Annotated in this window: 13 protein-coding genes; all 13 read left to right on the top strand. The window is 31.4% G+C overall.

Features of this window, described 5'->3' with window-relative positions; translation table 11 throughout:
• Nucleotides 1-45: 45 nt before the first annotated feature.
• A complete protein-coding gene (locus ACTQWB_RS08010) occupies nucleotides 46-819 on the top strand; it encodes a glycosyltransferase family 2 protein (protein ID WP_441501539.1) in 774 nt (257 codons plus the stop codon).
• Nucleotides 806-1,867, top strand: a complete 1,062-nt coding sequence (locus tag ACTQWB_RS08005) for a glycosyltransferase (protein WP_441501540.1) — start codon at nucleotides 806-808, stop codon at nucleotides 1,865-1,867. The genes ACTQWB_RS08010 and ACTQWB_RS08005 overlap by 14 nt, the downstream gene beginning before the upstream one ends.
• A 27-nt stretch (nucleotides 1,868-1,894) precedes the next feature.
• Nucleotides 1,895-3,025 carry an EpsG family protein gene (locus ACTQWB_RS08000; RefSeq protein WP_441501541.1) on the top strand — a complete coding sequence of 377 codons (1,131 nt, stop codon included), beginning with the start codon at nucleotides 1,895-1,897 and terminating at the stop codon, nucleotides 3,023-3,025.
• A gap of 10 nt (nucleotides 3,026-3,035) precedes the next feature.
• Nucleotides 3,036-4,097: a glycosyltransferase gene (locus tag ACTQWB_RS07995; RefSeq protein WP_441501542.1), complete on the top strand. Its 1,062-nt coding sequence runs from the start codon at nucleotides 3,036-3,038 to the stop codon at nucleotides 4,095-4,097.
• 112 nt (nucleotides 4,098-4,209) lie between these two features.
• Nucleotides 4,210-5,553 carry a hypothetical protein gene (locus ACTQWB_RS07990; protein WP_441501543.1) on the top strand — a complete coding sequence of 448 codons (1,344 nt, stop codon included), beginning with the start codon at nucleotides 4,210-4,212 and terminating at the stop codon, nucleotides 5,551-5,553.
• A gap of 9 nt (nucleotides 5,554-5,562) precedes the next feature.
• A complete protein-coding gene (locus ACTQWB_RS07985; RefSeq protein ID WP_441501544.1) occupies nucleotides 5,563-6,843 on the top strand; it encodes a lipopolysaccharide biosynthesis protein in 1,281 nt (426 codons plus the stop codon).
• 14 nt (nucleotides 6,844-6,857) lie between these two features.
• Nucleotides 6,858-8,003: a dTDP-4-amino-4,6-dideoxygalactose transaminase gene (gene rffA / locus ACTQWB_RS07980; RefSeq protein WP_441501545.1), complete on the top strand. Its 1,146-nt coding sequence runs from the start codon at nucleotides 6,858-6,860 to the stop codon at nucleotides 8,001-8,003.
• 720 nt (nucleotides 8,004-8,723) lie between these two features.
• Nucleotides 8,724-9,263, top strand: coding sequence for a GNAT family N-acetyltransferase (locus tag ACTQWB_RS07975; protein ID WP_441501546.1), 540 nt, complete (start codon nucleotides 8,724-8,726; stop codon nucleotides 9,261-9,263).
• Nucleotides 9,264-9,345: 82 nt separating this feature from the next.
• Nucleotides 9,346-10,584, top strand: a complete 1,239-nt coding sequence (locus ACTQWB_RS07970) for a nucleotide sugar dehydrogenase (protein ID WP_441501547.1) — start codon at nucleotides 9,346-9,348, stop codon at nucleotides 10,582-10,584.
• Nucleotides 10,585-10,653: 69 nt separating this feature from the next.
• Nucleotides 10,654-11,058, top strand: coding sequence for a hypothetical protein (locus ACTQWB_RS07965; protein ID WP_441501548.1), 405 nt, complete (start codon nucleotides 10,654-10,656; stop codon nucleotides 11,056-11,058).
• The gene (locus tag ACTQWB_RS07960) at nucleotides 11,055-11,738 is read left to right on the top strand and encodes a sugar transferase (protein WP_441501549.1); all 684 of its coding nucleotides are present in this window, start codon (nucleotides 11,055-11,057) and stop codon (nucleotides 11,736-11,738) included. Before ACTQWB_RS07965 ends, ACTQWB_RS07960 begins: the two co-directional genes overlap by 4 nt.
• Before the next feature lie 297 nt (nucleotides 11,739-12,035).
• Nucleotides 12,036-12,530, top strand: a complete 495-nt coding sequence (locus ACTQWB_RS07955) for a transposase (protein ID WP_441501550.1) — start codon at nucleotides 12,036-12,038, stop codon at nucleotides 12,528-12,530.
• Entirely contained in the window at nucleotides 12,527-13,615 is a 1,089-nt protein-coding gene (locus ACTQWB_RS07950) for an IS3 family transposase (protein ID WP_441501551.1), read from the top strand. Before ACTQWB_RS07955 ends, ACTQWB_RS07950 begins: the two co-directional genes overlap by 4 nt.
• Nucleotides 13,616-13,907 lie beyond the last annotated feature (292 nt).

Raw genomic sequence — 13,907 nt, 5'->3', positions numbered from 1 at the left:
AGAATAAAGAAGAATATTTTAAGTTGCAAGAGGAGAAAAGCAGATATGAACGAGTTGGTTTCGATTATAATGCCATCTTATAATACAGCGAAGTATATTGCTTTAGCAATTCAGTCAATAATTGAACAAACTTATCAGAATTGGGAACTAATTATTGTTGATGATTATTCGACTGATAGTACTGATTTGATAGTTGAATCAATACATGATTCTCGAATCAAATATATAAAAAATGAAAAAAATTTAGGGGCTGCTGCTTGTAGAAATAAAGCTATAAGACATGCAAAAGGAAGATGGATTGCTTTTTTAGATTCGGATGATAAATGGAAACCAGAAAAATTAGAAAAACAGATTAAATTTATGTTACAAAAAAAATGTTTCTTTTCATACACTAATTATGAAGAAATTGATTTAGAAGATAATATAACTAATGTGATTGTTACTGGACCGGAGGTCATTTCAAAAAATGGAATGTTTAATTATTGTTGGCCTGGATGTTTAACAGTAATGTACGATCAAAATAGAATCGGGACAATTCAAATTGCGAATATTAAAAAAAATAATGATTATGCAATGTGGTTGCAAATTTGTAAAAAAGAAAAATGTTACTTATTAAATGAAGTATTGGGCGAATATAGGCGTGGAAGAAAAGGGAGTATTAGTAGTCATAGTTATTTTGAATTAATTAAATGGCACTATCTGTTATTTAGAACAGCAGAAAAAGAAAGTGTCTTTTTTAGTTTCTTAAACACTATAAGAAATATGATTTTTGGTGTATATAAAAAGAAAAGGTATGTTTTGAAAAATGAAAAAAGATAAAATTTGTGTTTTGGGTCATTTCGCATTTGGAGAGAATCTATTAAATGGACAAACAATAAAAACAAAAATTATTTCGGATGAAATGGAAAAGCAACTTGGCAGTAATAGGGTGATGAAGATAGATACCCATTGCGAAAAATGGCAATTTCTAAGTCTTGTTTATAATATTTTCAATAATATGAAAAAATGTGATAGCATTGTAATGCTTCCAGCTCAAAATGGTGTTCGCCTATTTTCGCCTATATTATTTTTGGGAAAAAAATTATTTAATACGCAAATTCACTATATAGTAATTGGAGGTTGGTTAGCAGATATTCTTTGCAATAGGCCTTTTCTTTTAAAATGCTTAAAGAAATTTGATGGCATATATGTAGAAACGCATACGATGAAAAAACAGCTCCAAAAAATTGGATTTAATAATATTTCTATTATGCCAAATTGTAAGGATTTGTATATATTAAAAGCTAAAGAATTAACTATTTCTGAATCATTTCCATTACAGTTATGCACTTTTTCTAGAGTTATAGGAGAAAAAGGTATTGAAGATGCTATAAATTCTGTGATTAAAATCAATAAAGAAATGCAATATGTATGTTATACATTGGATATATATGGGCAGATTGATGATCAGTATAAAGAAAAATTTAATAGTTTGGAAAAGAATTTCCCGGATTATATTCATTATTGTGGTTGTGTTGCGTTTAATCAAACGACAAATACCTTAAAAAACTATTTTGCTTTATTATTTCCTACAAAATATTATACAGAAGGTATTCCAGGAACAATAATTGATGCATATGCAGCAGGGGTACCAGTTATTGCTTCTAAGTGGGAAAGCTTTGATGATTTGGTAGAAGAGGGAAAAACAGGGTACGGATATGAATTTGGTAAGTCAGAGCAGTTAACAGAATTATTAATAAAAATAGCCAGTAATCCAAGATTAATTAATTCAATAAAAGAAAATTGCATAAAAAAGGCTGAAGATTATACTGCATATCGGATAGTATATGATTTTTTAAGTGGAAGAATAAAAGAAAGTTTTGAATAAACTATTGGTATTAAAAGGAGTATATAAATGAGTTTGTACATTTTAAATATGGGAATATTACCAATATACAGTCTTTTAAAAAAAAAGAATAAAAAATATGGGGTGTTTTTTGTTGGTTTACAATTATTTTTGATATTAGCTTTACGTGATATAACAGTTGGAGTGGATTTAAGTAATTATGGTGGTGGATATAAATTTATAGGAGGATTAACTTTTAAAAGCTTGTTATCAAGATTGCATTTAATTCAAACCGCTGAGTTGGTATATCCATATTCTTACGAAAGTGGTTATTGTGTTATTAATTGGATATTTAGTAAATTAGGATTCTCATTTCATGGATTTTTAATTATATGTGCTGCATTTACGATTATTTCTTTATGTATCTTTATAAATAAATATTCTTCTAAACCATGGTTAAGTTTTGCACTTTATATAGGATTGGGGATGTACGAATATTCATTTGGAATTTTAAGGCAAACATTAGCTTTATCAATATTATTATATGGAATTGATTTTATTAAGCAAAAGAAATTTAAAAAATTTATATTTATTGTGTTTATTGCATTTACAATCCACCGCTTAGCAATACTTTTTTGTGTTTTATATTTTTTGGGAAATAAAATTATAACAAAAAGGCTAATGGGGAGTTGTATTTTTTCTTGTATTATTTTTTTGGGAATATCTAAAATGTTTTATACGGGAGTTATAGGTAGGCTGTTGTCTATAATTGGAAAAAGTACCTATGCGGAGAGTAATTTTTCTATTAATAATCAAATTATTTTAATGTTTTTAATTGCATTACTTATTCTTTTTGCTGTTGATTTTGATCTATTTAAGCGAAAAGATATGAATTTATTTATGTGGTCATTTTTGTGTGCAATTCCAATTGAAATAATTGGTATGAATAATGATGGATTTGCTAGGGCTATAGAAATATTTTATATTGCAATTATTATTTTAATTCCAAATATAATTAATACTTATGGTGTGCGCTATTGTAAAAACACATATGGGCAAAAATATAAAATTCGTTGGAATGGTAATCAACTGTTATTGACAAAATTGATAGCTGAAATAATTGTATTTGTACTAGTTTTTGGTTTGTACATATATTTGTTAAAAGCTTCCCCGATTGTTCCATATAAATTATATAAATAGGAGACCAGTTATGAAAGTAATGCAAGTTATTCCAATGTTCGGTATAGCAGGAGCAGAGGTGATGTGTAAAACTTTAACATTGGAATTAATAAAAAGAAAAATTGATGTTTTTATTGTGAGTTTATATTCGTATCATTCTAGTTTAACAGAAGAATTGGAGGATTGTGGAGTAAAAATTTATTATCTCGAAAAGAAAAAAGGTCTTGATTTTAATTGTGTAAAAAAATTGAAGACAATAATAAATAAAGAAAAACCAGATATTATTCATAATCATTTATATTCTTTAAAGTATGTTGTTTGGGCTAACTCCAATAATATCAGTGTAGTTCATACAGTACATAATGTCGCTGAAAAAGAGGTCGGTTATATAGATCGTAAAATTTATAAGTATTTTTTTAGAAATAAAAGCGTTATTCCTGTTGCATTAACTAAAAAGATTCGAGATTCTATTAGTACAGTATATTCGATTCCTTCTAAATCAATTCCAATCATTTTTAATGGTATCGATTTAACAAAGTGTATTCCTAAAGTTGAATATCAGAAGAAAAAAATTTTTAAAATTGTTCATATAGGAAGGTTTATGAGTCAAAAAAACCATATTGGATTGGTAAATGCATTTAAAAAGTTTCATGAGTTAGAGCCGAATAGTGAATTATTATTGGTTGGAGATGGGGAACTTAAAGAATATATACAAAATATGGTATGCATAAATGGTCTTGATAAATGTGTTAAATTTGTTGGCTTACAAAAAAATATATATCCCATTTTGAATTATGCGGATGTGTTTATTTTGCCTTCATTATATGAAGGAATGCCAATGACATTAATAGAAGCGATGGGGACTGGAACTCCAATTATTGCTACAAAAGTAGGTGGAATAATGGATATGCTCAATGATAGTGAGGCGATTCTAATTGACTGCACTGAGGAAAGTATTGTTCTTGCACTTCAAAAGATAGTAAATAATTGTGAATTGCAAAAGAAATTAGGAACAAATGCAAGAAAAAAAGCATATAAATTTTCAGCTTCAACTATGGCCGTGGAATATTTAAAGGTATATGAAGAAAAATGATCTAAAAAGCAAATTTAATTTTAGAAAATTCAAAATATCATATTAAATATAAATGCAATAATGTTGAAAGTAGAAAAAATACCGGATTTTAAATAATAATTATGGAGAAAAAATGAAAAGTGTACAAAATAATAGAAAGTTTATAATTGTAGAAACAAGTGTGCAAATAGGCGGTGTAGAGATTCTTTTGGCAGGGTATGCCAAATATATTATAAAGAATGAGTTGGGAGAAATAATATATATTAGTAAAGAGTCAACTTTCAATTCAGAATTAACAAACAAATTATTTGGTGAATATGAAAATCAAATTAAGATTTTGTTACTAAGTGGTGGGTATTATAAAAATGACTTATTACTTAATTTGTCCAAATATCAGAAACTATATGAAAATGATAGAAGAAAAGTAAGTAATATTATTTCTGATACAGATGAGATTTATATTATAACTTGTTATTTTCCATTACTTCAGTATTCAATGGAACTTTTTAAACCCTTCATTAATTCGAAAATATTTTATATATGGCCTCATCCGTTAGATTGGATCAATGATGCAAAAATTCTTCCTCAAAAAGACTATACTCTTAATAAATTTAAAAATCGTAAAGTTATTTATCAGTCTGAACTATTGGAAAAGTTACATACTTGTCAAGCAATGTATTACGCATCAAGATCAATATTTGATTTTAATAATTGGTTTTATGAAACTGATCTTAATGCGCCAAATAGGATAGAATGTTTGCCTGTTAGTGGAGATGCTATTCAAAAAAAACATAAGTTTTCTAATGATAATATTTTAAATGTTTTATGGGTTGGAAGATTTACATATTTTAAAAATGATGCGATTGTTTACATTTTTGAAGAGTTAGAACAATTAAGTGAAAAATATCCTGATATAAGAGTAACATTTAACATTGTTGGTGCTGGCGAAAAAAAATATTTCGATGATCTCAAAAATAGAATTAAAGGAAAAAATGTAACAATTAAATATTGGGGGACTATTTTGCCAGAAAAATTACCTGAGATTTTTGCTAAAAATGATATTGGTATTTCAATGGGACTCACTGTAAAAACGATGGCTTTGAATGGCTTACCGGCTATTTTAATTGATTCTTTATCGAATGATTATAAATCACAAGCAATTTGTAATTGGATTTATGATGTAAAAGAAGGGGATGCTGGTGATGGAATGTATTATTGGGCTATGGGAAAACCCTTAAAATATAGAGATAGTCTAGGAAGTATTCTTGAAAACATAATACATGATAAGAAAGTTTTAGAACTGGAAGCAAATAAGTGTTATTTATATGTGAAAAATAATTATTCAGAAGAAAAACAATACAGAAAAATATATGAGGCTTGTATTGAATCAAAATTTCACGCTTATGATTATTATACTTTTAAGCATAGGCTATTTTATCGGGTTTTATATGAGCTTTATAAATATGTTAGAGAGTAAGAATTGAATATGAATAATATTACAAAACACTGGAAAGATAACTTGTTTATTAAAAATATAATGATGGTGGTAGGGGGAACTGCATTTGCGCAAATTATTACTATATTGATTACTCCGATTTTAAGTCGTATATACAGTCCTCAAGAATATGGAATTTACGGAACGTTTAGTTCATTAATAGCTATTTTTAGTATTTCTATTTCTTTGGATTATCAAAATGCTATTCCACTTGAAAAGGATGATGAAAATGCAAGCATATTGTTAAAAATTGCAATTGCTATTTTGGGTTTTGCAACAATAATGCTATATGTCCTTTTGGTATTTTGGGGAGATAATATATTAGGAATATTTAATAGCAGTGAATTATCAAGTTATATAGTATTTATTGTAGCTGGCGTATTTTTCACCGGCTTATATAATATTTTTTTGCAGAATGCATTTCGCAAATCAGCATTTAAGGATATTTCGTTTACTAAATATTCTCAAAGTATAATTGGTAATTTAGTGAAAATTGTATTAGGATTATTTGCACATAATCCTGTTGGATTATTAATTGGAACAATAATTGGACAAAGCGCAGGGATTATTCGTCTCTTCAAAGTTTCGTTAAAAGATTATAAAAATGTAAGAAAAATAGAACGATATAAAAAGTTATTAATTAAGTATAAAAAGTTCCCTTTATTTTCTGCCCCTAATAATTTAGTAAATACATTTGCTATTCAATTGCCTATTTTGATGCTAGCGTCACTGTATGATCAAGAAGTTGTAGGAAACTTTTCATTTGCAAATTCTATTGTTGGGTTGCCTACGACATTTGTAGGAACGGCTATAGGGCAAGTGTTTTATGCAAAAATTGCAAAATATGGAAGCGATGATTTAAAAAAGATGAAATCAGATGCTAAAAAAATGACTTTAAGAATGAGTGAAATTGGAATTATTGGATATGGTCTATTAGCAATTATTGCACCAGAATTGTGCTGCTTTGTATTTGGAAAACAGTGGCAAGTGGCCGGAGAATATATAAGATATATGTGCATTAATGCATTAATGAGTTTTATTATATTACCAATAGGAAGAATATTAGAAATAGTTAATCAACAACAAATTGGCTTAATTTTTAATATTATACGTTTAATAATTCTTTTTGTATTTTTCTTCATGGCGCAAATATTAAAGATTACTGATGTATGTACAATTATTGGGTATTCGATTTTGAGTAGTATTCTATATGGAATATTGATAATGATGATTTTTGGTGAAATAAATAAAAAAATAAAAGCAAACTTATAAGGAGAGAAAAGATTATGATTAATTTTAATGTACCACCGTATATTGGAACTGAAATTGAATACATGAAAGAGGCAATATTATTACATAAAATTTGCGGTGATGGTAAGTTTACACATCAGTGCAATGAATGGTTAGAAAATAAATTTGATGCACAAAAGGTAATGTTAACAACAAGTGGATCTACTGCTTTAGATATGGCATTGATGCTTTGTGAATTGGAACCAGGCGATGAAGTTATTTTACCAAGTTACACTTTTTCAAGTACAGCAAATGCCGCTGTACTATGTGGGGCTAAGCTTGTATTTGTCGATATTAGACCGGATACGATGAATATAGATGAAAATAAGATAGAAGAAGCTATTACGGAAAAAACAAAGGTAATAGTTGTTGTTCATTATGCTGGTATTGCTTGTGAAATGGATAAAATAATGTCTATTGCAAAAAAATATGGTTTAATGGTTGTTGAAGATGCAGCTCAAGGAGTAATGAGTACTTATAAAGGAAAAGCATTAGGAACAATTGGGGATTTTGGATGTTATTCTTTTCATGAAACAAAAAATTACTCTATGGGAGAGGGAGGCGCAATTGTCATTAATAATTCTGCATTTAACGAAAAAGCTGAGATTCTTAGAGAAAAAGGCACAAATCGTGCGAAATTTTTCAGGGGTCAAGTTGATAAATATACTTGGGTTGAATTTGGAGACAGTTATTTGCCCAGTGAATTGAATGCAGCTTATTTATGGGCTCAACTTGAAAAAGCTGACGAGATTAACAATAATCGTTTGCTTACTTGGAAAAAGTATAATGAAACACTTAAGCCTTTAGAGGAAAAAGGATATGTGGAACTTCCAATTGTACCCGATAATTGCAAACATAACGCCCATATGTATTATATTAAATGTAAAGATTTGCAAGAGAGAACTGCTTTTATACAATTCATGAAAGAGAAAGGGATTACAACAGTTTTTCATTATATACCATTGCATTCTGCTCCTGCTGGCTATAAATATGGCAGATTCTGTGGATATGATGAATTTACAACAAAAGAAAGTGAAAAATTAGTAAGGCTACCACTCTATTATAATATTACAGATCAGGATGTTAATATGGTAATAAACAATATATATAAATTTTTTGAAAATCGATATATCAGAAAATAGTGTTAAAAATATTATGAATCAATTATAATTCACAGTATTTTTATATTTTTGATTATTTTAGGAATCTCTGAGCCACCTGTCTGTATTTCGAGAACCATCATTCCGGAAAATGAGAGCCAGTTGAAATTTCCGATTTTAGTTGATTATAATATATGTCATAACAGCACTTGTAAAGCCTTCTAATGCCTCGCTAAAGAGGCTTCGGTCTTGACAAGTACTATCCTGTTAGAGTCCGCTTGAAACAGCCAGCCTAAGACTAGCAGAAACAACCAATCTGGGGCGACAGAAAAAGCCAATTATATTCCAATAGAAATGACCATAACTAGTGGGCTTCAGCAGAATATCTTCTTGTTCTGCTTGATTGCTTTATACAACAGGCTGAAAATGTGTCAATGGGGGCTATTTGCCGGCGTAGCCCTTGCCATTGATATAGATTGAAAGTATTGGTAAGCAAATGCTATGGTCTCTTTATCAGATATAATTATATGAATGGTGTTATTCCTGATGAGCTTAAATTGGCTGTTCCTACTGGGCTCTGAGTGGTTAATTCCTTCGGTTTTTTAACAGGCGGCTTTGCCGCATTGTAATGTTCAAATTTTTAATGGAATTATTAAAGTCAAAAGTAAAGTGTTTAAGTTGTAAATTTTATGGAATAAGGATATTATTACTGATGATATTTATTCCTAAAACTGTTAAATATGTATATGAGAGGTAAGTTTTATGAAGGATGATAATGAGGAAATTTATTTACGACCAATAGAGTATGGAGATATTGATTTAATTGTAAAGTGGCGAAACAGTGAAGATGTCAAAAAGTATTTTATATTTCAAGGGAGTCTTACGAAAAAATCTCAGGAGGAATGGATTGATACAAAAGTAAAAACAAAAGAAGTATATCAATTTATTATTGTCATAAAAAAATTAGAGAAGCCAATTGGTTCTGTTTATTTAAGAGATGTAGATATAAATCATGGAAAAGCTGAGTTTGGAATTTTTATCGGAGAAAGGTCTTATTGGGGAAATGGATATGGGACGATTGCTACAAAGAAAATATTAGATTTTGCTTTTCGCGAATTAAAGTTACATAGAATATATTTACGAGTGTATTCTGATAATCAAAGAGCTATAAATAGTTATAAAAAAGTAGGATTCAAAGTGGAAGGACTACTAAAAGAAGATGTATATGTTAGAGAAAAGTATCGTGATATTACCTGGATGGGGATGCTTAGAAGTAATTGGACTAAATTTTCTGAAAAATAATCAGGTTAGTACATGAAATTTGATTATTATATAAAAGTGTATAGGATTAAAAATATGATATGATTGGGAGTAGAAAAAAATTATGAAGATTGCAGTAGCGGGTACAGGATATGTTGGATTATCTATTGCAACATTATTATCACAACACCATGAGGTAATGGCGGTTGATATTATTCCAGAAAAAGTAGAACTGATTAATAATAAAAAATCACCAATTCAGGATGAATATATTGAAAAATATTTGGCTGAGAAAGACCTTAATTTAACCGCAACTCTAGATGCAGAAGTTGCTTATAAAGATGCAGATTTTGTTGTAATTGCAGCGCCAACCAATTACGATAGCAAGAAAAACTTTTTTGATACTTCAGCTGTAGAGACTGTTATTAAATTGGTGATAGAATATAATCCAGATGCAATTATGGTAATAAAGTCAACAATTCCAGTTGGCTTTACGGCAAGTGTCAGAAAGAAATATCATTGTGATAATATTATTTTTAGTCCAGAGTTTCTTCGTGAATCTAAGGCATTATATGATAATCTCTATCCATCAAGAATTATTGTTGGAACTGATGTTGAAAATGCGAGACTTGTAAAAGCTGCAAATACTTTTGCTACTCTTTTACAGGAGGGAGCCATTAAGGAAGATATTGACACTTTGATTATGGGATTTACAGAGGCTGAGGCAGTGAAGCTTTTTGCAAATACATATCTTGCACTTAGAGTTTCCTACTTTAATGAGCTAGACACCTATGCAGAAATGAAAGGCTTGAATACACAGCAGATTATTGATGGTGTTTGTCTGGATCCACGTATCGGGTCTCATTACAATAATCCATCATTTGGATATGGTGGATATTGTCTTCCAAAGGATACTAAGCAGCTTTTGGCAAACTATGAGGATGTGCCGGAAAATCTGATTGAAGCAATTGTAGAATCTAATCGTACCAGAAAAGATTTTATTGCAGACAGAGTACTTCAGCTGGCTGGATATTATGGATATGAGGATGAAAATACTTATGATGCAACTATGGAAAAAGAAGTTATTATTGGTGTTTATCGTCTGACTATGAAATCTAATTCTGACAATTTCCGTCAGAGCTCTATTCAAGGAGTTATGAAACGTGTTAAAGCAAAAGGTGCCACAGTAGTAATTTACGAGCCGTCTTTGGAAGATGGAACAACTTTCTTTGGAAGCAAGGTTGTAAATGATCTTACGAAATTCAAAGAAATTAGCAAGGCAATTATTGCGAATCGTTATGATAGTTGCCTGGATGATGTGCAGGAAAAAGTTTACACTAGGGATATTTTTAGAAGAGACTAATCAATTTGGTATAAAGAACTAATTCCTTTGATATCAATTGGAGGAAAATAGAGGAGGCGAAGCAAAAAAGTGCAAGAAAAAGCACAGAAATTTATTTCTTGGTTAGTAACAAACATTGTTTTGCCTATACTACCTGTAGTTATCAAATTACTAATTGTGATATTTGCTGATAATAAAAAAATATCTGTAGCAGTTTTGGATTCGATTGAATTATTATATTACAATTTGTTTATTTGTGTTGTCTTTTTAAATCTATTAGGAGAATGTGAACATATAAAGCTTATTGAATATGTTATGCGTTGTATATTTACTGTTATTATATTACTAGATTTACTTTTAATTTTTATGAGCTATGCTGAAATTGCAAGCTATAAATGTTCAATCATGGCCATTGTATTGTCTATAGTTGTCCCAATTGTAGTTTCAATCTATCAATGGATTAATATGAGAAGCCAAGGAGGGATGTCAGTGTGAATATTATTTTGGAAAATATAATATTTATTGTATTATTTGTGACATTTTGGGCTTTGATTTTAACACTACTAGTTTATGTGGCAAAAACACCTAATGTGGAAGAATTGATTAAATCAGCTACATTGTCTTCGCCAAATATGTATTTGAATGAAAAAAAAAGTTTGAGTAGAAGATATTATTTTATAAAAAGATGTTTAGATATTGTTTTATCCATTTGGGCGCTTATAGTATTATCTCCATTGTTGCTTTTATCAGTTATATTCTTAATGATTGACGGTGTTAGACCTATTATTAAAAGAAAAAAAATAGTTGGTTATAAGTGCAAAATGATTAATATATATGAATTGAATACAGTAAAGAGTGAAATAGGAAATAAAAAAATACGCTCTCAAACTGGAAAAATTATATATAAAACATGTCTGGATCAGTTTCCAATGTATTTTTCTGTATTAAAAGGTGATATATCAATTATCGGACTTGAAAAAATATACAATTTAAACACAGAGAAAGAAATTGGAAACGAATACTGGTATTGTAAACCGGGTATTGTATCAATTGGTTCTGTTTCCCAAGAAAAAAAATCTTTGACGGAATATAATAAGATATATGTTGCACATGCAAATATTAAACTAGATATAGCAATTGCAATGTATTGTGTGAAGAGTGTTTATAGAGTATAAGAGTGAAGGAGTTCCCGTGTAAACTGTATCCCTTGTCAAGGACATTTTGAATTAGTGTAGTGCCTATTTTTTAGACACCTACACAAAAGTGATATCCCTGATTTTGGACATTCCTTTGTTTGGTTATCCACATAAGTGGACACATGACATTTGATGTGCCCACAGAATTGGACAGTAAGTGCCTCAAAACATGGCGTAATGACTCCCACTATCCCTGTGTGTTAGGATAGATGTCAATGAAGCTTGAAAGTTTTTGTGGTAGTATATAGATAGCTATCACGGGAAGGAGCTTTCACTATGAACTACAGTCCAGAACTCAAGGAAGCTTTATTAAGGAGAATGCTTCCGCCTAACAACGAATCCATCAGTAAGATATCCAAAGAAGAAGGAATATCTGAACAGACCCTCCGTAACTGGCGTGATAAGGCCAGAGCCGACGGTATTGCAGCACCTGGAAAGGATGCTCTTCCGGATAACTGGAGCACACAGGATAAATTCCTTATCGTTGTTGAAACAGCAAGCATGAATGAAACTGACCTTGCTGAGTATGCCCGCAAAAAAGGGCTTTACGTTGAACAGATCAAAGCATGGCGCGATGCCTGTATGAATGCCAACGGTGGTGTTGCAAAAGAGGCAGCACGTTTGAACAAAGAGCTTAAAGAATCCGAAAAGGAACGTAAAAAGCTGGAAAAAGAACTGGCAAGAAAGGAAAAAGCTCTTGCCGAAACGGCAGCTCTTCTCGTACTGAGAAAAAAAGCCGATGCGATCTGGGGGGATCCCGAGGACGAATGATCAGTGCCTCAGATCGCGAAAAAGCTGTTTTACTGATCAAAGAGGCTGTTTCTTCCGGCGCGTCATTGTCAAAAGCCTGCGAAGAACTTGGTGTTAATGAAAGAACTTATTATCGCTGGATCCGCCTGAAAAAGGAAACAGGATCTTATGATGATCTGCGCCCAAAAGCAGAGCGAAAACCTCCGGCTAATAAGCTGACGTCCGAAGAAATAAGAACGATCATTGATACAGTGACCAAACCAGAATATGCAAGCATGCCACCCTGTGAATTAGTACCTGCTCTTGCTGATGAAGGTATCTACATCGGTTCAGAATCCACAATATATCGAATTCTGCATGAAGAAAAAATGCAGAATCACCGCGGAAGATCAGAAGCACCGACGAGACATCATCCAACAACGTATTCCGCAGATGCGCCAAATCAGGTTTGGATGTGGGACATTACATATTTAAATGGGCCGCACCGTGGCATGTACTACTATCTTTATCTCTTTTCCGATCTGTATGACCGGTCCATCGTAGGATGGGAAGTCTACGAAACGGAAAGTGCAGATCACGCCAGTGAATTAGTCCGCAGGATCTGTCTGAAACAGAAACGTCTGACGACAGAACCACTGGTACTGCACTCCGATAATGGGTCACCGATGAAAGGAGCTACTATGCTGGCAACACTATACCAGTTGGGGATCACTCCCTCAAACAGCCGTCCAAGAGTAAGTAATGACAATCCGTATGCCGAATCATTATTCAAGACATTAAAATACAGGCCTAATTACCAGCCTAAAGGCTTTGAATCCATCGAGGCAGCCAGAGAATGGGTGCGTCTGTTTGTCAAATGGTATAACTATGAGCATCATCACAGCGGGATCAATTTCTTGACACCGAAGCAGATGAGAAGCGAAAAAGGAGCGGAGATTCTTGAAAACCGCCATCAAGTATACGAGTCAGCAAAAGCAGCTCATCCTGAAAGATGGAATGGCCGCAAGACTCGCGACTGGAGCATACCCGAAAAGGTATACCTTAATCCAGAGGTAAAAGTAGAGATTACAAATGTGAGTAAGGAAGAAGAAGCAAAGGCTTCGTAATTCCGCGTCCATCGGGCTTGGCTACTATAAACTCTGGGTTGAGAGCAGCTGTCAATGATTGTGCAGCAACTCGTCTTGTCATTGACAGCTGCTCTCAGCCCAGAGTAAAGTCCGGCAGCCCAGATGTATATGTAACCAAAAAAAATCAAGATTTTACTGACAACTATCTTGACAATTACCGCTATTCTTCCTGATATACTGTAAAACATCAATATCAAGGGAGGCGCACTTATGGCAAGACCAAATTCAGAAACAGTTACTACATTTGGCGAAGTACTTCATTCTGCTAACA

It is taken from the genome of Blautia sp. HCP3S3_H10_2, assembly GCF_052122375.1.
Classification (GTDB): domain Bacteria; phylum Bacillota; class Clostridia; order Lachnospirales; family Lachnospiraceae; genus Blautia_A.
The sequence above is the reverse complement of the archived record's forward strand: the minus strand, read 5'-3'. Positions and strand labels throughout refer to the sequence as shown.

Bases quoted from the DNA above. Each gene is read 5' to 3' on its own strand.
- ACTQWB_RS08010 (WP_441501539.1), top strand. From the start codon at position 46: ATGAACGAGTTGGTTTCGATTATAATGCCATCTTATAATACAGCGAAG.
- ACTQWB_RS08005 (WP_441501540.1), top strand. From the start codon at position 806: ATGAAAAAAGATAAAATTTGTGTTTTGGGTCATTTCGCATTTGGAGAG.
- ACTQWB_RS08000 (WP_441501541.1), top strand. From the start codon at position 1,895: ATGAGTTTGTACATTTTAAATATGGGAATATTACCAATATACAGTCTT.
- ACTQWB_RS07995 (WP_441501542.1), top strand. From the start codon at position 3,036: ATGAAAGTAATGCAAGTTATTCCAATGTTCGGTATAGCAGGAGCAGAG.
- ACTQWB_RS07990 (WP_441501543.1), top strand. From the start codon at position 4,210: ATGAAAAGTGTACAAAATAATAGAAAGTTTATAATTGTAGAAACAAGT.
- ACTQWB_RS07985 (WP_441501544.1), top strand. From the start codon at position 5,563: ATGAATAATATTACAAAACACTGGAAAGATAACTTGTTTATTAAAAAT.
- rffA (WP_441501545.1), top strand. From the start codon at position 6,858: ATGATTAATTTTAATGTACCACCGTATATTGGAACTGAAATTGAATAC.
- ACTQWB_RS07975 (WP_441501546.1), top strand. From the start codon at position 8,724: ATGAAGGATGATAATGAGGAAATTTATTTACGACCAATAGAGTATGGA.
- ACTQWB_RS07970 (WP_441501547.1), top strand. From the start codon at position 9,346: ATGAAGATTGCAGTAGCGGGTACAGGATATGTTGGATTATCTATTGCA.
- ACTQWB_RS07955 (WP_441501550.1), top strand. From the start codon at position 12,036: ATGAACTACAGTCCAGAACTCAAGGAAGCTTTATTAAGGAGAATGCTT.
- ACTQWB_RS07950 (WP_441501551.1), top strand. From the start codon at position 12,527: ATGATCAGTGCCTCAGATCGCGAAAAAGCTGTTTTACTGATCAAAGAG.